The organism is Georgenia sp. M64, from assembly GCF_038049925.1.
Taxonomy (GTDB): domain Bacteria; phylum Actinomycetota; class Actinomycetes; order Actinomycetales; family Actinomycetaceae; genus Georgenia.
The window spans coordinates 3,755,998-3,776,353 of sequence record NZ_CP145809.1; the positions used below are offsets into that span (position 1 = coordinate 3,755,998).

The 20,356-nt window shown below is 76.2% G+C and carries 17 protein-coding genes; 6 read left to right on the top strand and 11 right to left on the bottom strand.

Features of this window, described 5'->3' with window-relative positions; translation table 11 throughout:
• Positions 1–131 precede the first annotated feature (131 nt).
• The 3 genes from AAEM63_RS16685 to AAEM63_RS16695 form a co-directional block, all read right to left on the bottom strand.
• The gene (locus AAEM63_RS16685) at positions 132–1,286 is read right to left on the bottom strand and encodes a GGDEF domain-containing protein (RefSeq protein ID WP_341359347.1); all 1,155 of its coding nucleotides are present in this window, start codon (positions 1,284–1,286) and stop codon (positions 132–134) included.
• Positions 1,283–2,902 carry a PAS domain-containing sensor histidine kinase gene (locus AAEM63_RS16690; RefSeq protein WP_341359348.1) on the bottom strand — a complete coding sequence of 540 codons (1,620 nt, stop codon included), beginning with the start codon at positions 2,900–2,902 and terminating at the stop codon, positions 1,283–1,285. Before AAEM63_RS16690 ends, AAEM63_RS16685 begins: the two co-directional genes overlap by 4 nt.
• Positions 2,903–3,309: 407 nt before the next feature.
• The gene (locus AAEM63_RS16695; RefSeq protein WP_341359349.1) at positions 3,310–4,593 is read right to left on the bottom strand and encodes an MFS transporter; all 1,284 of its coding nucleotides are present in this window, start codon (positions 4,591–4,593) and stop codon (positions 3,310–3,312) included.
• A 94-nt stretch (positions 4,594–4,687) separates the two neighbouring features.
• Here AAEM63_RS16695 and AAEM63_RS16700 point away from each other — a divergent pair, with 94 nt between their 5' ends.
• Together AAEM63_RS16700 and AAEM63_RS16705 are read left to right on the top strand one after the other, a co-directional pair.
• Positions 4,688–5,290, top strand: a complete 603-nt coding sequence (locus tag AAEM63_RS16700) for a low molecular weight phosphatase family protein (protein WP_341359350.1) — start codon at positions 4,688–4,690, stop codon at positions 5,288–5,290.
• A gap of 155 nt (positions 5,291–5,445) precedes the next feature.
• Positions 5,446–6,921, top strand: coding sequence for a hypothetical protein (locus AAEM63_RS16705; RefSeq protein WP_341359351.1), 1,476 nt, complete (start codon positions 5,446–5,448; stop codon positions 6,919–6,921).
• Between the two features lie 660 nt (positions 6,922–7,581).
• On the opposite strand, the gene AAEM63_RS16710 is transcribed toward AAEM63_RS16705, so the two are convergent.
• The 5 genes from AAEM63_RS16710 to AAEM63_RS16730 all read right to left on the bottom strand — a co-directional run bounded on the left by AAEM63_RS16710 (position 7,582) and on the right by AAEM63_RS16730 (position 11,254).
• A complete protein-coding gene (locus AAEM63_RS16710; protein WP_341359352.1) occupies positions 7,582–7,932 on the bottom strand; it encodes a hypothetical protein in 351 nt (116 codons plus the stop codon).
• A gap of 379 nt (positions 7,933–8,311) precedes the next feature.
• Entirely contained in the window at positions 8,312–8,668 is a 357-nt protein-coding gene (locus AAEM63_RS16715) for a hypothetical protein (RefSeq protein ID WP_341359353.1), read from the bottom strand.
• A 266-nt stretch (positions 8,669–8,934) separates the two neighbouring features.
• Positions 8,935–9,165, bottom strand: coding sequence for a lipoyl domain-containing protein (locus AAEM63_RS16720; protein ID WP_341359354.1), 231 nt, complete (start codon positions 9,163–9,165; stop codon positions 8,935–8,937).
• A complete protein-coding gene (locus AAEM63_RS16725; RefSeq protein ID WP_341359355.1) occupies positions 9,162–10,199 on the bottom strand; it encodes an alpha-ketoacid dehydrogenase subunit beta in 1,038 nt (345 codons plus the stop codon). Before AAEM63_RS16725 ends, AAEM63_RS16720 begins: the two co-directional genes overlap by 4 nt.
• Positions 10,196–11,254 carry a thiamine pyrophosphate-dependent dehydrogenase E1 component subunit alpha gene (locus tag AAEM63_RS16730; RefSeq protein ID WP_341359356.1) on the bottom strand — a complete coding sequence of 353 codons (1,059 nt, stop codon included), beginning with the start codon at positions 11,252–11,254 and terminating at the stop codon, positions 10,196–10,198. Before AAEM63_RS16730 ends, AAEM63_RS16725 begins: the two co-directional genes overlap by 4 nt.
• Positions 11,255–11,818: 564 nt before the next feature.
• Here AAEM63_RS16730 and AAEM63_RS16735 point away from each other — a divergent pair.
• The 4 genes from AAEM63_RS16735 to AAEM63_RS16750 are packed head-to-tail and all read left to right on the top strand — an operon-like array spanning position 11,819 to position 17,169.
• Positions 11,819–13,519, top strand: a complete 1,701-nt coding sequence (locus tag AAEM63_RS16735) for a S8/S53 family peptidase (protein ID WP_341359357.1) — start codon at positions 11,819–11,821, stop codon at positions 13,517–13,519.
• On the top strand, positions 13,516–14,127 hold the full coding sequence (locus AAEM63_RS16740) for a sigma-70 family RNA polymerase sigma factor (protein WP_341359358.1): 612 nt from the start codon (positions 13,516–13,518) through the stop codon (positions 14,125–14,127). Before AAEM63_RS16735 ends, AAEM63_RS16740 begins: the two co-directional genes overlap by 4 nt.
• Positions 14,124–14,606 carry a hypothetical protein gene (locus tag AAEM63_RS16745; RefSeq protein WP_341359359.1) on the top strand — a complete coding sequence of 161 codons (483 nt, stop codon included), beginning with the start codon at positions 14,124–14,126 and terminating at the stop codon, positions 14,604–14,606. The genes AAEM63_RS16740 and AAEM63_RS16745 overlap by 4 nt, the downstream gene beginning before the upstream one ends.
• A 49-nt stretch (positions 14,607–14,655) precedes the next feature.
• Positions 14,656–17,169, top strand: a complete 2,514-nt coding sequence (locus tag AAEM63_RS16750) for a CHAT domain-containing protein (protein WP_341359360.1) — start codon at positions 14,656–14,658, stop codon at positions 17,167–17,169.
• A gap of 24 nt (positions 17,170–17,193) precedes the next feature.
• Here AAEM63_RS16750 and AAEM63_RS16755 read toward each other — a convergent pair whose 3' ends face one another.
• The 3 genes from AAEM63_RS16755 to AAEM63_RS16765 form a co-directional block, all read right to left on the bottom strand.
• On the bottom strand, positions 17,194–17,931 hold the full coding sequence (locus tag AAEM63_RS16755; RefSeq protein ID WP_341359361.1) for an IclR family transcriptional regulator: 738 nt from the start codon (positions 17,929–17,931) through the stop codon (positions 17,194–17,196).
• Positions 17,932–18,006: 75 nt separating this feature from the next.
• Positions 18,007–18,384, bottom strand: a complete 378-nt coding sequence (locus AAEM63_RS16760) for a hypothetical protein (RefSeq protein ID WP_341359362.1) — start codon at positions 18,382–18,384, stop codon at positions 18,007–18,009.
• Positions 18,385–18,812: 428 nt separating this feature from the next.
• Entirely contained in the window at positions 18,813–20,228 is a 1,416-nt protein-coding gene (locus AAEM63_RS16765) for an MFS transporter (protein ID WP_341359363.1), read from the bottom strand.
• Positions 20,229–20,356: the final 128 nt, after the last annotated feature.

A 20,356-nucleotide genomic window follows, 5' to 3' on the forward strand; every position in this document is an offset into this window, starting at 1 on the left:
TTCTCTTCCGGCTCGGTGCGCCGGCGTGTCTGCCGGGCTGCTGGTGAGAAGACTCGCGGGCGTCCCTCAGGACCGGGCACCGTCGCGGTTCATGTCCGCTCAAGATCACCTCAAGAGCAGTGAGGTGCGTCTCAGGCCCGGGCCACCCGGTTCCCGCCGGCCGCCGTCGCCGAGCGCGAGAGGTCCCGCGCGGCGTCGCACATGGCCTCGAGGTCGAAGCCGTGGTCCGCGGCGTCGACGACGCCGACGCTCGCGGTGACCCGCATGTGCCCGCCGGGCACGGGCACGGGGGTGTCGATGAGCTCCTTGCGCAGCTCCTCGGCCCACTCGTGCGCCTCCTCCACCGTGCAGCCGGTGAGGACCACCTGGAAGGCCCGCCCGTCGAGGGCGTCCCGGCCGAGGACCGCCCGCGCCGGCAGCACCATCTGCAGGACCTCCCCGCACACGGCCATCGCCTGCTCCGCGCACCTCGCGCCGAACGCCGCTCCGAGGGTCTGCACGCCCTCGGGCGCGACCGCGACGAGGACGGCGGGGCGCCCGGTGCCGCGGGCGCCGTCGAGCACGTCCTGCGCGCGGCGGGGGAACGTGCGCGAGGTCCGGGCCCCGGTCATGGGGTCGAAGTTCGCGGCGTCGACGCGCCGGTCCTGGGCCCGTGAGGCGCGCAGCGCCACCATGCAGAACGCCGCCCCGACGATGACGAGGACGTTGACGAGCGTGGCGACCTCGGTGCCGGCGTAGGTGAGGAAGGCCCGACCCTCCGGCCCGACGCCGACGAAGAGGACCAGCCGGAACGTGTAGAACAGGGCGTGCCCGAGGAGGATGACGGCGAGCATGACGCCGAGCCGGTCCCGGCGCAGGTGCGAGCGGAGGATGGCCGCGACGGTGGCGTAGCCGCCGGCCGCCGTCGCCGCCAGGAGCGCCTCCTCCCCCGCCCAGTACCCGCCGTCGGGCCCGTGGACGGCGGAGGCGAGGGCGGTGAGCACGGGCACGCCGTACAGGACCCCGACGAGCGGTCGCCGGCCGGTGTGCAGTCGCACGCCGGCCCACATCGCCCACACGGTCAGGGCCGTGAAGCCGTTGACGAGCGGGACGGCCGGCCACAGGTCGGGGGCGAGGACGGCGACGAGGAGGAAGGTGGTCGTCGCGACCGCGGCGACGAACGCCAGCGCCCAGACGCGGTCGACGTCCTCCCCCGTCTCGGTCCAGGCGTGGGAGACGAACATCCCGGCCGTCAGGACGATGACGAGCGCGGCGACGACGAGCAGCGTGGGCAGGTCCAGGCTCACCCGGCACCTCCGGCGCGCCGGGCACTGGGGCGGCCCGCGAGCGGCAGCACGATGGTGACCTCGGTGCCCTCCCCGAGGGCGCTCCGCAGCGCGATCGTGCCGCCGTGGGCCTCGACGATCTCGCGCGCGAGGTGCAGGCCCAGCCCGGTGCCGGGGACGTCGCCGCGGCGCACGGCCGCGGCCCGGTAGAAGCGGGTGAACAGGCGCGCCTGGTCCTCGGGGGCGATGCCGATGCCGGTGTCGGCGACCCGCACGACCACCTCGTTGTCGACCTGCTCGGCGACGACGTCGACGCGGCCGCCCGCGTGGGAGTACTTCACCGCGTTGGACAGCACGTTGGCCAGCACCTGCGCCAGGCGCAGCCGGTCGCCGTCGACGGGCAGGGGCATCCCGTCGTGGAGCTCGACGACGACGCCGCCCGCCGTGGCGCGCGGACGGTGGTCCTCCACGGCCTCGGCGACGACGTCGCGCAGGTCGAGCGGCGCGTGGCAGATCTCGACCCGCTCCCGCACCGTCGCGGCGTCGAGCAGGGCGGCGACGATGTCCTGGATCCGCTCGGCGTTGCGCTCGGCCACGGCGAGGTGCTCGCGCACCACCGGCGGCAGGCTCGGGTCCTCGGCGGCCAGCTCGAGGTAGCCCACCACCGAGGTCAGCGGGGTGCGGACCTCGTGGGAGACGGCCGAGACGAAGTCCTCGCGCTCGGCGAGGGCGGCCATCTCGGACGTGAGGTCCTGGTAGACCACGACGGCGCCGGCGGGCCGGCCGTCGGCCCGCTGGAGCTGGTTGGCCGAGACCCGGTAGGCCCGGCGGGCCAGGCCCGGCCCGAAGTCCCACCAGATGAGCTCGCGCTCGAGGTCGCGACCGCCGGCGGCCCGGGCGAGCGGGCTCTCGTCCGGGCGGAGCGGGGTCTGGCCGTCGGCGGCGTAGGTGGTGACCGGACCGCGCCGCCGGTCCGGGGTCTCCCCGCGGGCGCGGGCCCGCTCGTGTGCGTCGTCGCCCACCCGCAGCCGGCCCTGCGTGGCGGCGGTGTAGGCGCGGTTGACGAGCGTGACCCGGCCGCCGGCGTCGAGGGCGACGACGCCGACGTCGACGGTGTTGAGGATCGACTGCAGGAGCCGCTCGTGGTACCGGGCGTCGGCGAGGATCTCCTCGACGAGGGAGCTCTGCCGGGCGAGGAGGTCACGCCGCGCGGCCGACCGACGCTCGGCGAGGTGGACGTACAGGGCCACGGCGAGCAGGACGAGCGGGAGGATGAACAGCCGCGGGATGTCGTCGCCCTCGAAGTGGGCGGTGCCCAGGACCCGGGTGCCCCACGCCGCGAGGGTGCCGGCCGCCACCGCGACGACGACGCCCGTCACGCCGAAGACCGTGGCCATCCACAGCACGGGCAGGATCAGCAGCATGCTCACACGGAAGCCGGACTCCACGGCCAGGCCGATCGCGAGCATGTCGAGCAGCGGGACGGCCGCCGAGAGCCAGAGCGGCAGCCGGCGCCAGGGCACGAGCACCGAGAGCGCCACCGCCGAGCCGGCGACCGCGAACGCCGCGAGGAACGCGGCGTCGTCGAGCATCGTGGGCGCGTACACGAGGACCCCGGCGAGGATCGCCAGGGTCACGCCCGTGAAGGGCAGCTGCCGGAGGAAGACGCTGAGGTGGCCCTCCGCGGCCGTCGGGACCTCGGGGCGCCGGGCCGGCGTCGCCGGCTCGTGCCGGCGCGGGGCGCGGCCCGGAGTGCCGGGTGGCGCCTCCGCACCGGGGGGCGTCTCCGCTGTCGCCGGCGCTTCGGTCGTGCGCGGCGTGGCCTCGCCGGTTGACGGTCCCCCCTGCGGGCCGTCATCGGTGTCGGCGGTCGTCCCGGTCCCCCCCGGGACGACCCCGCGCAAGGGCGTGGCGGCCCCAGCCGCCCTCACCCCCGCCGTCTGCACCCGCACAGCCTATGGCTGCAAGAATGCAGATACGGCACGTTTGCGAACGTAGCAGCGAGCTGGTCTTACCCCTCGGACGGCGGAGCGGCGTGTCGCGGCTAGCGGATCCCGGCCGCGCGCCTTGTGGTGCGGTTGGCGTGCACGGACCACCGCGGCACCCACCGGGCCTGGGCGCCGGCGGCCGCCGCGCCGAGCGCCGCGGTGACCCAGATGCCCGCGGCCAGCGAGCCCAGCGCCGCGCCCGCGGAGACGATGAGCGGACCGGCGGCCGACCCGCCGTCCTGGAGGACGCGCCACAGGCCGAGGAACTGGGCGCGGCCCCGGTCGGGTGAGACGTCCGCACCGAGCGTCATGAGGATGCCCGAGCTCATCCCGTTGCCGAGGCCGAGCAGCGCCGCGACGACGGCGACCCCACCGATCGTCGTCGTCAGCGGCAGGAGCGACATCGCCACCCCCATGACGAGCATGGACGGCACCCCGATCCACAGCCGGCCGTAGAGGTCCATCACCCGCCCCGCGGGGTAGAAGAGGAGCATGTCCACCCCGCCCGCGAGACCGAAGATGAGGGACGTCGTCGCCGGGTCGAAGCCGAGGTGCTCGCTCCACAGCGGCAGGACCGTCATGCGCGCACCGCGAACGGCCCCGACGAGCAGCACGGCGAAGCCGAGCGTGCTCAGCACGGCGCGGTGCGCGCGCAGCACGCCGCCGAGGGTGAGGTGCTCCCCGGCGGCGCGGGCCGCCCGCCGGGCGGCGCTGCGCTGACGCAGCGTCCCGCCGTCGCCGTCCTCCCCCACCGCGACGACGATGACCGTGGCCAGCACCGCCGTCACCACGCCCAGCGCGAACGCCGCGCGCAGGCCGGCGAGGGCGATGACGCCCGCCCCGGCGAACGGACCGACGAACTGTCCGATGCGGTGGACCCCGGCCAGGGTGGACAGCACGCGTGCCCGGCGCAGCGGCGGGGTGACCTCGGTGAGGTAGGCGTGCCGCGCGAGGTTGAACACCGCCGCCGCGGCACCGGTGAGGAGCACCGCCGCGGCGAGGAGCACGAGCGAGGGCGAGAGCGCGGCGGCGAGGAACGCCGCGGCCGCGACCACCCCGGCCAGGGCCATCGCCCGCCGGTCCCCGACGCGGGCGGCGAGCTGGCCGGCGGGGACGTCGGCGAGGATCTGCCCGACCGGGAGCATCGCGGCGACGACGCCCGCGGTGGCGAGGTCCGCCCCGCGGCCCACCGCGGCCGGGGCGATGATCGGCAGCATGGCGCCGAAGCCGACGTCGAAGAGGAACGACGGCACGAAGGTCCCCAGGACCAGGCGGCGGGGGAACATCGGACCGTTCCCGGGCTGCGGCGGGGGGTGCGGGGCGGGCGGGGGCTGCGGCATGGTGCCGTCATCCTGCCCGAGGACGCGGGCTCGGCGCCCGGCCTCTAGCCTGGGGCGGCCGGACCTGCCGGCCGACGGACGACCAGGAGGACGGATGGGGCGCAGGGCGCTGTACGAGGTGAACGAGGAGTTCACGGTCCTGACGGTGTGCACGGGGAACATCTGCCGGTCCCCCGCGGTCGAGCGGCTGCTGCGGGCCGAGCTCGGGGAGGGGTCGGGGATCCGCGTCCACAGCGCCGGGACGGGCGCCCTCGTCGGAGAGCCCATCCACCACCCCGTGGCCGGACTCCTGCGCGACCTGTCGGTCGACGCCGACGCGCACGAGGCCCGCCGGATCACCGAGGCGATGGTGCGCGAGGCAGACCTCGTCCTTGCCCTCACCCGCGAGCACCGGGCCGACGTCGTCGAGCTCGTGCCTGCGGCGGTGCGGCGCACGTTCACGCTGCGCGAGTTCGCACGGCTGGCCGAGCAGGTCGACCCCGCCGCCCTCGCCGAGGCGGCTGGCGCCGAGGCGTCCCCGGCCGAACGCCTGGCGGCGCTGCTGCCGCTCGCCTCCGCCTACCGCGCCCAGGTCGACCCCTCCCTGGACGACGTCGTCGACCCGTTCCGCCGAGCGCCCGAGGTGTACCAGCGCTCGATGGACGAGATCGTCCCGGCGGTCCGCACCATCGCCGACGTGGTGCTCGGGCGGCACTAGAACCGTCCGGCCGCACCCTTCCCGGGAGCCCGGGGCCCCGAGTAGGTTGTGCTCGACACCCGAGACCCCGGAGTCCCATGCCCGCTCCTGCCCAGCCCTCGGACCGTCCAGGCAACCGACGCCTGGCGCGGTGGGCAGGTCGATGCCTTCTTGCGGTGAGCGGCACTGCCGCAGGCGCCGTCCTCGTGCTCGGGCTGGCCGGCGGAGCCGCCGCGGAGGAGGTGCCCGCCCAGCCCGCGGCCACCGTGCAGGACCCCGCCGCTCCGGCCGAGGCTGTCGAGCCTGAGGCGGCCACGGTGCCTTCGTCCGAGTCCGCGCCGGCGGCGGAGCCCGCGGCCGAACCGCAGCCTCAACCTGTGAGCGAGCCGGAGCCGGCAACGCCGGACGAGCCGAAGCCCGCACCCGCGCCCGCACCCGCGGCCGAGCGGCAGTCCGCCCCGGAGTCGACCCCCGCGGCCAAGCCGGAGCCCGCACCCCCGGCCGAGCCGCAACCCGCACCGCCGCCGGCGCCCGCGGCCGAGCCAGAACCGGCACCCTCTGCCGAGCCGGCACCTGCTCCCGAGCCAGAACCCGCACCCGCACCCGCGCCCGCGCAGGCCCCCTCCGAGACGGAGCCCAGATCACCGGCCGTGGCCGACTCCGTTCCCGCCGACCCTCCGGCGCTCGAGGGCGACCGTGCTGCGGAGCCTCTGACCGGAGACGGCGCACCCGACAAGGGAACGATCGCGTCGGTCGGTGGCAGCACGTGGGAGAAGGAGGACGCGGCTACGGGCGCCGTCGAGACCGCCGACAGCGACACCGAGAAGAGCGACACTGCGAAGAAGGATGACCGCGACGCCGACCGTACTGACGACGACCGGGAGGACGAAGATCCCCGCGCTGGCGTCGCGGTGAGCGACCGGGGCGACCTCGAGGGCGACGAGCGTGGCGACGACCGCAAGAAGGACGACCGGGACGACCGCGACGACGAGCCCAAGCCGGACGTCCGCGACGACGAGCCCAAGACGGACGACCTCGACGACGACCGCAAGAGGGACAACCGGGACGACCGCGACGACGAGCCCAGGCCGGACGTCCGCGCGAGTGACGACCGCGACACCGAGCGGAGCTCCGGCGACGACCGGGACGGCCAGGTGGCCGGCCGCACCACGGTCGCCGTCGCGCCCCTCACCGTCGACCGGCCGCATCGCCACACCGGCGCGTCCGCTCCCGTCGGCTCGCCGGAGGCGCAGCAGGCAAGCACGGCCACCTTCGACCGCCGCAGCGACGGCCTCGCCCCGGAGGTGGCAGCAGCCCCGCTGCACGACTCTGTCCCCACCGAGAGCGCCGCGTCCTCGACCCGGGCCACCGGTCCTGTCCCCCACGCTCGGCCGCTGACCGACCCGCACAGTCCAGGCGACGGCGTCCGTACCGGGCCGCCCACACCCTTCGCTGTGCCACCCACCTCCGACACCGAGGCCTCGAGCTCGGGCGGCAACGCCTCCCAGAGCCAGCGCGGCAGTGGCAGCAGCGACGCCGACGCCGCTCGTGTCCTCGCCCAGGCGCAGGCCGAGCTCACCTGGGCCTATGCCGTCGCACAGCGCTCGGTTCCCACCGACGTCTTCGAGGAGATCCCGGTCTCACCTGCCTGATGGGGACGCGCCGATCCGGCACGTCCGCGCGCCCTGACGGGCGCACCTCCATCACGCAAGGAGAGACCCGTGCGCGTCCACCTTTCCCGTGCGCCTGGCGCACCGAGCACCACCAGCGTCGTCCGCCCTCAGATCCGCGGCGGGCACGCGACGGCAAGGGCTGAGGACCACGCCGGCAACGAGCCCGGTGGGAGCCCGCAGCCCGCTATCGCCGGTCACGAGCGGCCGTTCGACGATCCTGTCGCGCTACCGCCCGAGGACCTCCCGGCCCACCGGCCGCACGGCACGCTGTGGGGGTCGCTCAACCGGACCGCCGACGCGGCCACCCTCCGCTCGGTCGCTCGTCGGCTGACGGCGGGCGTGGCAGAGCTCGTGACCGGCACGGCACTTCACCGAGCCGCGGTCACGGGCTGAGGACGTGCGCCGTCCGGCGCTGGCGACGCGCAGGGGGCTCGCCATCGCCGACTCGGCGCACCACGACCGCCCGTTCCGACAGTGGTGACGCGCAGGGGGCTCACCACCGTCGGGACGTGAGGCGGTCACCGGTTCCTGGGGCGACGGGGCGCAGGGGGCCCCGTCGCCCCTGGCGACGTCCGGACGGGCCGGTAGTGGTGGGCCGCAGGGGTGCCCACCACCACCGCCCCCGGGGCGCTCCCGGCGTCACGCCGCCCGGTGGATGACGGCCTCGAGCTCCAGTGCCGTACCGGCGGCGAGCCTCTTGATCTCCCTCAGCGCCGCACGCGCCGGCTCGGCGTCCCCGTCGCCCAGCGCCGCCACGACGGGCGCCAGCCGGCCGGCGAGCGCGGCCGCACCCACCGTGGCGGAGGACTCGGCGAGGGCGTCGGCCACGGTGTGCGCTCGAGCGGTGTCTGGCTCGGCCAGCAGGCGCTCGAGCTGGGCGACCCGCACCGGGAGCCGCTCGAGGTAGTGCTGCACGACCTGGACCGCCACCCGGGGGCCGAGGCCGGCCCCGAGGTCGCGGAGCACCTGAAGACGCACCAAGGCCTCCACGGTCGCCTCCCTCGGCGAAGCGGTCGTGGAGCAACTGTGCGGCGCGAAGCCACGCACCGGAGGGCGCGCCGAGGGTGATGACGGGATGAATCCGGGACGCCACCCTCCCGGACGGGAGGGTGAGGCGATGGGGGCTCCAGCGGGCGACGTCGCGACGCGACGTCAGCGCCGGGTGCTCAGCAGGAAGGCCGTCGCCCGGACGAGGCCGACAACGATCGCGAGCCCGATGATCTCCACGGTCGAGGACCCTGCCGCGAATTCAGGACGGCCGCGAGTAGCAACTTCGTGGGAGGGGCCGTGCGAACCGGCCGGGATAGGCGCAGTTCCGCCGCCGCGGTGGCCGGTTCTCCACTCAGCGTGACGAGGGTCACGCCTGCCGTCAGCGGCCGAACGTCTCGTAGAACTCCCAGGATGCGGGGACCTTGCCGAAGGCGCCCCGACGGCGAGGCCTGACGCGTGGGCTCGTTGCGGTGGTCGCCCTCGTCGCAGGTGCGGTCCCCTGCGGAGCCGGCGCACGCAGCGCACCTGCGGTGCGGGGCGCGCCGCCGAGGAGGCCGTTGAGCCCGAGGACGAGGCCCAGGCCCATGACCACCGAGAGGGCCATGGCGACCACGGGGTTCACCGGGCCGGTGGCGGCGAGGTAGAAGGTCGCGGTCAGACCGAGGCCGACGAGGAACCAGCCGTTGCGTGCCGACCACCGCGGGCGCCCGTCGCGTCGCATGCCGTTGAAGCTCACCGTCCACCTCCGTGCCGCCCGATGGGTTTCTAGGACTTTAGGCCCGGTCCGCACGACACGCCAGCGGAAGTTTCGAACCGGGAGAGTCCGGTCAGGAGGCCCTCCTGCGTGAGGACCACCGGCGGGTCGGGCCCGCTCGGGAGCCGGGCGGCGGGCCAGGGGCACAGGTCACCTGGCTCGCCGCCCGGCCCCCGAGAGTCCCGTGCGTCACCCGGGTCGTGGTGGCGCACGGGACGAGGCCGGGTGCTTTCAGGTCATCCCCCCTTTCACTCGATGGTCGCGATCGGTGCGCCCTGGCGCACCGCGTCGTCCTCCGCGACCAGGAGGCGGACCGTGCCGGCCGCCGGGGCCATGACCTCGGCGTCGACCTTGTCCACCTGGACCTCACCCAGGAGCTGGCCCTCGGTGACCTGCTCGCCGTCGGCGACGTACCACGTCGCCAGGACGCCCTCGGCGTCGGGCCGGGAGGCGTCCAGCGGCGGGAAGGTCACGTTCACCCCAGGGCCTTCCGGACGGCGGCCTCGATCTTGTCCTGGCGGGGCAGCACCGCGTACTCCAGGTCGTGCGCGTACGGGATCGGGATGTCGGGCATCGCCAGGCGCTGGACCGCCCTGAGCATCGTCGGGTCGTGCTCGACGACCGTGGCGACGACCTCCCCCGACAGCCCGTAGGACAGGTAGTCCTCGTCGACGACGACGAGCCGGCCCGTCTTGGCCACCGAGGTGAGGATGGCCTCGCGGTCGAGCGGGACGAGCGAGCGCAGGTCGAGCACCTCCACCCCGATGCCCTCCCCCGCGAGCTTCTCGGCGACGTCGAGCGCGTGGTGGACCGAGAGCGAGAGCGTCACGACCGTGACGTCGGACCCCGCGTGGACGACGTTCGCCCGGCCGATGGGCACGAGGTGCTCCCCCTCGGGCACGACGTCGATCGAGCGCCGGTTCTTCGCCATCCACGGCAGGCCCATGACGCCCTTGTGGAACATGTAGACGACCGGGCTGTCGTCCCGGATGGCCGAGGTCATCAGACCCTTGGCGTCGGCCGGTGTGGCGGGGACGACGACCTTCATCCCGGGGAGGTGGGCGAACGTGCCCCACAGGCACTGCGAGTGCTGACCACCGTCGGAGTACCCGCCGCCGACCGCCGTCGTCAGCACCATCGGCACCTTGACGTTCCCGCCGGAGAAGTAGTGGATCTTCGCCATGTGGTTGTAGATCTGGTCCAGCGTCACGCCCATGAAGTCGGCGAACATCAGCTCCACGATCGGACGCAGGCCCTCGGTCGCGGCCCCGATGCCCAGCCCGATGAACGCCGTCTCGGAGATCGGGGTGTCGATGACGCGGTCCTTGCCGAACCGCTCCAGCAGCCCGGTGGTCGAGGAGAAGATGCCGCCGTAGGCACCGACGTCCTCGCCGAGGTAGATGACGGCGTCGTCCCGGTCCATCTCCAGGGCGATGGCCTCGACCATCGCCTTGGAGGTGCTCAGGCGCCGGTCGGCCCGTGCGGGCTGGACGGGGCTCTCGGTGAGGGTCATCGCGCCGCTCCTTCCGCGAACACGTACGTCATGACGTCGGCGGGGTCGGGGGTCGGGGACGACTTCGCGAAGGCGACCGCGTCCTCGACCCGGGCCGAGGCCGACTCCTTGACCCGGGCGACGGTGGCGTCGTCGAGGACGCCCGCCTCCCGCAGCCGCTGCTCGTACCGAGGGACCGGGTCGAGGCCGGCGACGGAGTCGAGCTCGGGCCGGTAGCCCTGGGCGTCGCCCTCGAAGTGGCCCCACATGCGCAGGGTCGCGACCTCGATGAGGCTCGGCCCCTCGCCGGCGCGGGCCCGGGCCACGGCCTTGGCGGCCTCGGCGTGGACGGCCTCGACGTCGTTGTCCTCCACCCGCACGCCCGGGATGCCGTAGCCGGCGGCCCGGTCGGCGTTGGAGGCGACGGCGGTCGAGGCGGTGCGGGCGACGGAGATGCCCCACTCGTTGTCCTCGACGACGAAGACGACCGGCAGCCGCCACAGCGCCGCGAGGTTGAGCGACTCGTGGAAGGCGCCCTGGTTGGCCGCGCCCTCGCCGGTGACGGCGACGGCGATCCGGTCGGTGCCGCGCCGGCGGAACGCGAAGGCCATCCCGAGCGCCGGGGGGTAGCCCTCGGCGATGATCCCCGAGCAGGAGAAGTGCGTGTCGGGGTCGAACAGGTGCATGTGCCCGCCCCGGCCACGGCCCAGGCCGGTCTCGCGACCGAAGATCTCGGCGGTCATCTTGCGCAGGTCGACCCCGTGGGCGACGGCGAAGTGGTGCGGCCGGTGCGTGGCGGTGACGGCGTCATCGGTGGTCAGGTGGGCGCAGACGCCCGCCGCCACCGGCTCCTGCCCGGCGGAGAGGTGCATCTCGCCGGGCACGAGGCCCTTGCCGATGTCGAAGCCAGGGCCCTTGTCCGCGTGGTACTCCCGAAGGATCGCCTCCTCGAACGTGCGTGAGAGGACCATCGTCTCGTACAGGGAGAGCCGGACCTCGTCGGGCAGGTGGCGGCCGGCGGACCCTGAGTCGGTGGTCTCGGGGACCGGCGCCGCCGCGGAGAGTGATGTCGACATGTGTGCCTCCATTGGCGTGTCCCACCACTGTCGGACGCGTCGCACGGGGCGGCAACGGTCGATATTTCAGATGGTGATAGCGCGGCGGCACGCGAGGCTGGTGGCGCAGCGGCACGCGAGGCGGCGTGGGCGGAGCACGCGGCGACGTCGGCACGCGGCGACGCCGGCAGGACGCGCAGCGGCCCGGGAGGCCACCGGACGGCAGGGGCGCCGCGGCCGGGCCTCCCGGGCCCGCTGACGGTCCCGCACCCGGCGCCCGGCGACCGGGCGCGTTTCATGGCGACCGGCAGGGGGGGTTTTCCGGTAGCGACCAGCCACCGGGCCCCGGGTGGGGGACGGCTCCGGATCCCTCCGGCGCCGAACACCCTCAGGAGAACGGTGACCACGGTCCTGATACATCCGTGCCGGAGGAATCGGTCCGCGCGTCGAGCACCAGCCCCGTTCGCGGCGTGTATCAGGGGGACGTCCGGCGCGCTCCTCGTCGAGCGGGGCCCTTCCGGGGCCCTGACCAGGGCCCCTACACTGCGGGAGCCGGGGGGCCGGCAGGATGACGAGGAGCGGCGCGTGAGCCAGACCGACGACCAGCAGCGACCCCCCACCGACCGCGGGCGCCCGCCGGGCGCGGCCCGGGCCGGCGTGCCCCTGCCCACCCCGGCCCGGGTGGCCCGGCACGGCGGGCGGGTGCTCGACCCGCTCACCGCCTCTCGCCTGCCCGGCGAGCCCGCCCCTCTGCCGACGGCGTACCGGGCCGACCGCCTCGTCGTCGCCGGCGAGCACGCCGACGAGGCCCGCGCGGCCATCGCGGACGCCGCCCGCCGACTGAGCCTCGCCGCCGTCGAGGACACGCGCGGCCGCAGCCTCGCAGCACGCCGCGGCGGCCGGGCCCCGCGCACCCTCACCCTCGAGCCCGCCGCCGTGCGCGAGCTGACGACCCGAGTCGTCGCCGCTCCGGACGCCTGGGAGGTGCTCCAGCTCGCCCGGTCCGCCGTGCGCCCCGAGGTCCGGGCCGCCATGGGCCTCGACCACATCCTCATGGGCACCGGTCCCGACATCGGCGGCGCCCCCTTCACCTCGGGGCACGGGGTGGAGGGCGCCCCGTTCACCTCCGGTCACGGCGTCGAGGAGTACGGCCGGGCGGGCTCCGGCGGACGCCAGCCCGTCTCGTGGCTCGGGGCACCCCCCGTCCGCCGGCCGGCGGCGGACCTGCCCGGCCGCCGGCCCGTCGTCGCCGTCGTCGACACCGGGTGCGGCGAGCACCCGTGGCTCGCCGACGTCGAGCGCGACCTCGCCCTGCCCGACGGCACCGCGGCGGGCCTGCCCGGCCCCACGCCGGAGGAGTCCGGGGACGTGGTCGGCCCGCTCGACGGCGAGCTCGACTCCCACGCCGGCCACGGCACGTTCATCTGCGGGATCCTGCGCCAGCTCTGCCCGGACGCCGACCTCGTGGCCGTCCCGGTGATGGCCGGCGACGGTGTCGTCCTGGAGAGCGACCTGCTCCACGCCCTGGCCGTCATCACCGAGCTGGTCGAGCTGGACCGCGCCGGGGCCACCGGTGGGGTGCCGGTCGACGTCGTCGTGCTCTCCCTCGGCTACCACCACGAGGTCCCCGAGGACGCGACGTTCGACACCCCGCTGCTCGAGGCGCTGCGCGGGCTGGGCCGGCTCGGCGTCGCCGTCGTCGCCGCGGCGGGGAACGGCGCGACCACCGACCCGCTGTACCCGGCGGCGTTCGCCCCGCACGACGGCGGCCCGGTGCAGCCCGACGGCTGCGTGCCGGTGACGTCGGTGGCGGCGACGAACCCCGACGGCAGCGTCGCGCTCTTCGCCAACGCCGGCGCCTGGGTCAGCTGCTGGCACCCCGGGGCCGCGCTGGTCTCGACGATGCCGGTGACGTTCCAGGGCGGGCGCCAGCCGCGGGTGTCCTACGCCGGGCCCGGCGGCCACCGCCGCGCGACCCTGGACCCCGACGACTTCGGCTCCGGCTTCGCCGTGTGGAGCGGGACCTCCTTCGCCGCACCCGTCATGGCCGGGCTCCTCGCGGCGCGTCTGCTGGACGGGACCTCCACGGGAGCAGCCGGGGAGGATGCGACCGGCGAGGAGGGCGCGAGCGGAGCCGGCGCGACCGACGAGGCCGGCAGTACGCCGGTGAGCCTCCTCGCGGCGGCCGGGACCCCCGGCGACCCCGTCGCACGCATGGCGGCGCTGGTGGGCGAGCTCGTGGCCGCCTACGCCACGCCCGGCCGCAAGGCCGAGGTGGGGTCATGACCGAGCACACCGCGACCTCGGACGAACGGACCGCCACGTCCTCGCCCGTCGCCGACGAGGCTCGCACGGCCTTCGCGGAGTGGGTCGGCGGCGACCCCGGGGGCCTGGACCGGCTCGTCCGGCTGCTGACGCCGATGCTGTGGAACCTCGCCCGCGCCTACCGGCTGGACGCCGCCACGGCCGAGGACGCCGTCCAGGCCACCTGGATCGCTCTCGTCCGGCACCGCGAGACGGTCCGTGACCCGCAGGCGGTCCTGCGCTGGCTCAGCGTGGCGGTGCGCCGCGAGGCGGCCCGCCTGTCGCGGTCCGCGGCCCGGGCCGCCCCCGTCGAGGACGAGACGCTCGCGGCGGTGCTCGAGCCCGAGCCGGGCATCGAGGAGGAGGTGGTCGCCCGCGACACCGGCGCCCTGCTGTGGCGTCACCTCGCCGCGCTCTCCGAGCGCTGCCAGCGGCTGCTGCGGGTCCTGGCGTTCCAGGACAAGCCCGACTACCGCGCCCTGTCCGTCGAGCTGGGCATGCCCGTGGGCAGCATCGGACCCACCCGCGCCCGGTGCCTGGGCAAGCTGCGGGCCCTGTGCACAGCCGACCCCTCCTGGAGCCCCGCATGACCACCGACCTCCCCGAGCTCCCACCCGAGGACGCTGAGCTGCTCGAGCTGCTTCGCACGGAGTGGGAGCGCCGCGACCCGCCGGCCGAGGACCTCGCCGACCGGGTGATCCTCGCGCTCGCCCTGGCCGACCTCGACGCCGAGCTCGCCCGGCTCGAGGCGGAGGTCGAGCTGCCGGTCGGGGCGCGGGCGGCCGAGCCGACCCGCAGCCTCACCTTCACCAGCGAGCACGCCAGCGTCATGGTGACCCTCACACCCCGCACGACGGGCCGATTCCGCCTGGACGGCTGGGTGGCGCCGGCGTTCGCGGGGCAGGTGGAGCTGCGCCGGGCCGGTGACGGCGACGACCGCGCCGCGGTGGACGACGACGGCCGGTTCGTCCTCGACGACGTCGCCGCCGGGCTCGTCCAGCTCGTCTACGTCCCCGCGCCGGGCGGCGACCTCGTCCGCCCGGTGGCCGCGCCGCCCGTGCAGCTGTAGGCCCGGCAACCCGGCCCGGGACGCCCCCCGGCTGTGCCACAGTGGGCGGGTGCCCGCCGACCCGGCCCTGCTGTGGGAGCGCGCCGTCACAGCGAGCGAGCGCGGGCGCCCGGCGGCGGCCGTCCGGCTCCTCGAGCGTGCGCTGACCCACGACCCCTCGCCCGACCTGCGGGTCCGCATCCTCATCAGCCTCGCCCACGCCCGCGCGGAGTCCGCCGGGGTCGGCGAGGGCCTCACCGAGCTCGACCGGGCCGCGCCCGGGCCGGGGTCCGGGGCGTCCGCCCTCGTGCTCGGGCTCTGGCACGGCCAGCGCGGGCTCCTCCTGCTGCGGGCCGGGCGCCTCGCCGAGGCGGCGGTGGACCTCGACCACGCCGCCGAGCTCATCGGACCCGGCAGCCCGGTCGACCTCGCCCGCGTCCTGCTCAACCGCGGCGTCCTGGCCATGGGAGCGGCCGACCTCGAGCGGGCCGAGGCCGACTTCGGCCGCTGCCTGGCCGTCGCCGAGGGCGCCCGGCTCCACGTGCATGCCGCCAAGGCCGGCGCCAACCTCGCCTACCTCGCGCACCTGCGCGGCGACGTCCCGCGCGCGCTGCGGCTCCTCGACGGCGCCACCCCGGCGCTGGCCGCCGAGTCACCGGTGCTCGGCGCGGTGGCCGCGCTCGACCGCGCGCGGGCCCTCGCGGCCGCCGGCCTGCTCACCGAGTCGGCGGCGGCGCTCGACGCGGCGATCCCCGTCCTGGGCCGGGCCCGGCTCGTCCAGGACCAGGCCGAGGCCGAGCTCACCGCCGCCGAGGTCGCCCGGCTGCACGGCGACGCGCGACGCGCGCGCCGGCTCGCCGCCCGCGCGCAGGCCAGGTTCGCTCGGCGCGGCGCCAGCGGCTGGGCGGCGGTCGCCGAGCTGGAGGTGCTGCGCGCCGACCTCGCCGGCCTCCCGGGAGGCGGGGCGGCCGCGCGCGCGGAGCGGGTCGCCGACGGCGCCGCCGCGCTGGAGCGCCGGCTCGCTGCCCTCGGGCTGGCCGAGGAGGGGCGGACGGCCCGCCTGCTGCGCGTCCAGGCCCTGCTCGCCGCCGGACGCACCGAGGAGGCGACTCGCGCCGCCGGCGGCTGGGCCGCCGTCACCGACCCCGACCGGGCCCGCCTCGCCACGAGGATGCTCGCCCACGAGACCCGGGCGAACCTCGCCGCCGCCACGGGCCGGTCCGCGGCAGCCCAGCGGCTCCGGGCCGCCGGCCTGCGCGACCTCGCCACCTTCCAGTCGCGTCTGGGCAGCCTCGACCTGGCCACCGCCGCCACCGCCGTCGGCGCGGACCTGGCCCGCGCCGGGCTGGCGGAGGCGCTGCGCGGCGGGCGCACCGCGGCGGTCCTCGCGTGGTCGGAGCGGGTGCGTGCCACCTCCTCCCGGCTGCCCGCGGTCCGCCGGTCGGCCGACCCCGCGGTCGTCGCGGCGCTCGCGCGGCTGCGCATCCTGCGTGAGACCGAGCGGACCGAGCGGCTCGCCGGCGCTCCTCGCGACCCGCGCCGCGCCGCTGACATCCGTGAGCTCCAGGAGGAGGTCACCCGCCTCACCTGGCACCACCGGGCCCCCGACCGCGCGGTCCGCGCCACCTCGCTCGAGGACGTGCGCGCCGTGCTCACCGACGCCACGCTCGTCTCGCTGGTGATCACCGGCGGCGTCGTCCGCGCACTGACCGTGACCGGCTCCCGGGCCCGGCTGGTGCCCGTCGCCGCGGCGGCCGACGTGCGGGAGACGGTGCTCCGGGTGCGCGCGGACCTCGACGTGCTCGCCGGCCGCCTGCCCGCACGGATGCGGGAGACCGTGCTGTCCTCGTTGCACCGGGGTCTGAGCTCGCTCGACGCCCTCACGGCGGGCGCCGCAGACGGTGACGGCCCGGTCGTCGTCGTCCCGGCGGGTCTGAGCGCCCAGGTGCCGTGGCCGATGCTGCCGTCGCTGACGGGCCGGCCGGTGAGCGTGGTGCCGTCGGCCACGTGGTGGGTGGACCGGGTCGCCGGCGACGGTGCGGCCGCCGGGAGCCGGGGCGCCGAGGTGTTCGTCGCCGGGCCCGACGTGCCCCGGGGTGCCGCGGAGGTGACGGCGAGCGCCGGGCCGGGCGCCACGGTGCTCACCGGGCCCGCGGCGACGACCCGGCAGACCCTCGCCGCGATGGACGGCGCCGCGGTGCTCCACGTCGCCGCCCACGGCAGCCACGAGGCGGACAACCCCCTCTTCTCCTCCCTCGTCCTCACCGACGGCGCCCTGTTCGGTCACGACCTGGAGTCGGTCGCCACGCTCCCGCGCCACGTGGTCCTCTCCGCCTGCGAGACGGGGCTGGCGAGCATCCGCACCGGCGACGAGGCGCTGGGGATGACCGCCGCGTTCCTCCACGGCGGCGCCCGCACGGTGGTGGGCTCGGTGGGACGGGTCGGGGACGACGTGGCCGAGCAGGTCGCCGTCGCCCACCACCGCGGGGTGCGCTCCGGGCTCCCGCCCGCGGCCGCCCTGGCCGTCGCGCTGGCGGAGGCCGACGACGTCGCCCCGCTCGTGTGCTTCGGCGCGGGCTGGTGACCGCGTCGCGCAGGCGCCGGGCCGTCAGGGGCGTCCGGCCATCGCGATGAGCCGGGCCGCCCGGCGCAGCTCGTGACGGCGCCCGAGCACGCTGCCGGCTCGCGCGGCCGGGACCGAGACCGCCACCGCCGCCGAGATCCCCGGCGCGGGCACGGGGGCGGCCAGGCACACCGTCCCGAGGGAGTACTCCTCCCGGTCGACCGCGAGGTCGGTGGTGGCGGCGAGCTGGTGCATGAGGACCTTGCGGCTCGTCACGGTGCGCGGGGTCAGGTCGGCCAGCAGGTGGCTCTCGACGTAGTCGCGGCGCTCGTCCTCCGGGAGCGTGGCGAGCACCGCCTTGCCCAGGGCGGTGGCGTGGGCGGCGTCGTGGAAGCCCACCCACAGGTCGGTGCGGGGCGCCGCCGGGGAGTCCACGATGTCGACGAGACGGATCTCGCCGTCGTCGAGGACGGAGAGGTAGGCCGCGGCGCCGAGCTCGACGTGGAGCTGCTGGAGGATCCGGTGGGTGCGCTGGGGCGGGACGGGCGTGTGGCGCGCACCGGCGAGCGCGTCCACGTGGTCACCGAGCACGTAGCCCTCGTCGGTGCGCAGCAGGTACCCCTCGTGGACGAGCGTGCGCAGGAGGTGGTACGCCGTCGCCACCGGCAGCCCGGTGGCGTGGGCGAGGCGCTTCGCGGGCACGGGACCGTCGGCGGCGGCCACCGCGTCGAGGAGGCTCAACGCGCGCACCACCGAGTTGATGAGCGTCGGCTGCGGTGCCATGTGGCCTCCCGGAGCCAGGGTAGGCGTCCCGTCCCGGCGTGGGTAGAGCTGGGCGCCCGGGCCTGCGCGGTGACGTCAGGCGACGGCGGAGCGCTTCGACCTGGCCGCCGGCCGCTTGGCCGTGGCCGCATCCCAGGCGTCGGTCAGGGCCTGGTACTGCGCCTCGCTCAGCGACTCGGGGAACGCGGTGGCCATCACCTTCCAGCGGAACGCCATGCGCACGTCCGGCGGCAGGTCGTGACGTGCCGAGCGTGCGGCGTCGTCGGCGGCCGCCATCTCCGTCCCGTGGCCGCCGGTGACGAGGATGCGCCGGCCGGAGTCGAACGCCTTGACGTAGCTGGCACCGAGGCGGTGGCGACTCGTGGTCTGGGCGGTGCGGATGGTCTCGATCTGCTCCTCGGTGAGCTCGTCGAGCTGGGTGATCAGCTTGTGCAGGGTGCGGTCGAAGGTCATGTCGTGCTCCTGTTCCGCTCGTGGCGGCGGGTGGACGGCGGTGCGGCGTCGTTGCCGGGGCCGGGTGGCGCAGGGGGCGTCTTCCACCTGCGATGTCATCGGGGTCAGGGACGACGACGGGGGTCACCGTCGGTGGTGGCCCCGGCTTGCTGTCGGAGTGATCACTCGCCGGGCGGCCGATGTGCTCGGCTCGCCCTTCTGCGAGTGCTGCCCCTCCCGGGTGGCGCACCGGCGCAGCCGGTGGGGAGGTGGGCGCCCGTCGTACGAACGTCGGCGTTCGAGACCGTGCTGGACGACATCGACCCTCCTTCCGGCGCGCGACAGCGAGACCCGTTGTCTGTGACGCCCATGGTAGGAGCGTCCGACAGCGGTCCACAAGGGTCTGGGCCCTCCCCTGTCCGGGGGACAGCCGGACGCGCTCTGCCGGGCTACCGGCGTCCGGCGGGGTCCAGGTCCGTGCTGCCCGGGTCGGGCTGGTGGCGGTCGACCGGGCCCGGCGCGCCACGGTCACCGTCCGAGCCGTGCGTGCCGTGCACCTGGGCGTCGTCGACGCCTGCGTCGCCGCGACGCACGGCCGCGACCGCGAGCAGCACGGCCGGGACGAGCAGGAGGGCCGCGGCGAGGTTGACGCCGCGGAAGCCGTCCAGGGCCAGGATCGGGCCGGCGAGCGCGGCGGCCCCGGCGCCGGCGTAGTTCATGAGGGCGTCGGTCGCGCCCTGGAGCGGCACCCGGACGTCGCCGGAGTCCACCCCCGCCAGCATGGCGGAGGAGGCGATGAGGCTGGCGGACCAGCCCAGCCCCAGCAGCACCAGGGCGGTCATCGTCACCGCGAAGGAGCCGCTGCCGGCGGCGAGGAGCCCGAGGGCGACCGCGGTGGCCAGCACGGTGATGCCCAGGACGGCCACGCGCAGGGCGCCGACCCGGTCGGCGAGCCAGCCGAAGAGGGGGCTCAGCGCGTACATCCCCAGCACGTGGGCGCTGATGACGATCCCGACGAGCTCGAGGCCCATGCCGCCGTGGGTCATGTGCAGCGGGGTCATGGCCATCACCATGACCATCGTCGCGTGGGCGACGGCGATGAGGACGACGGCGAACCGCGCGACCGGGTGGCGGCCGGCCCAGCGCAGGGACGCCGCCGCACTGACCGGGCGGGCGCCCCAGGCGGGGCGGGCGGCCCGGGCGGGGCGGGCGGCCCGGCCGGGGACCGCCGCGACCGGGGCCACCTCGGGCGTGGCGGGTTCCGCCACCGCCGACAGGCCGGCACGACCGGGCCGGTAGAACAGCGCCAGGACCGTCCCGGCGAGGGCGAAGGCCACCACGGAGAACAGGTACGGGCCGGCGAGGCCGGGCAGCCCGGCCGAGGTGCCGAGGCGCTCGCCCACCGGGGTGAGGTTCGGTCCGGCCACCGAACCGACGGTCGTCGCCCAGATGACCACGGACATCGTCCGCCCGCGCGAGGCCGGGTCGGCGAGGTCCGACGCGGCGTAGCGGGTCTGGAGGTTGGTCGCCTGGGCGACCCCGAAGAGACCGAGACCCACGAGCAGGACGAGCAGGGAGTCCAGGACGGCCCCGCCGATGATGACGACGCCGCCGAGCATGGCCAGGGTGTACCCGACCGCCAGCGCCCAGCGCCGCCCCAGCCGCACGGCGGCGGTCGCGAGCGGGACGGCCGCGACGGCGGCACCGAGGACGCTCATCGCCTGCCCGAGCCCCGCGACCGCGGTCCCGCCGACCTGCTGGGCGAGGATGGCGCCGACCGCGATGCCGGAGGCGACCCCGATGCCGCCGAGGATGTTGCTGACGACGAGGACACCGATCGGCCGGCGGGCCGTGCCGGCGGTCATGGGGTTGCTCTCGTCCGGGGCGCCGGCCGCGAGGGACGCGGTCGTCGCGCGCGGGGGTCCTTCGTCTCGCACGTCGGGGCAACGGAGAGCCGGCCGCCGGCATTCCGCGGGTTGGGTCCGGCCGGTCC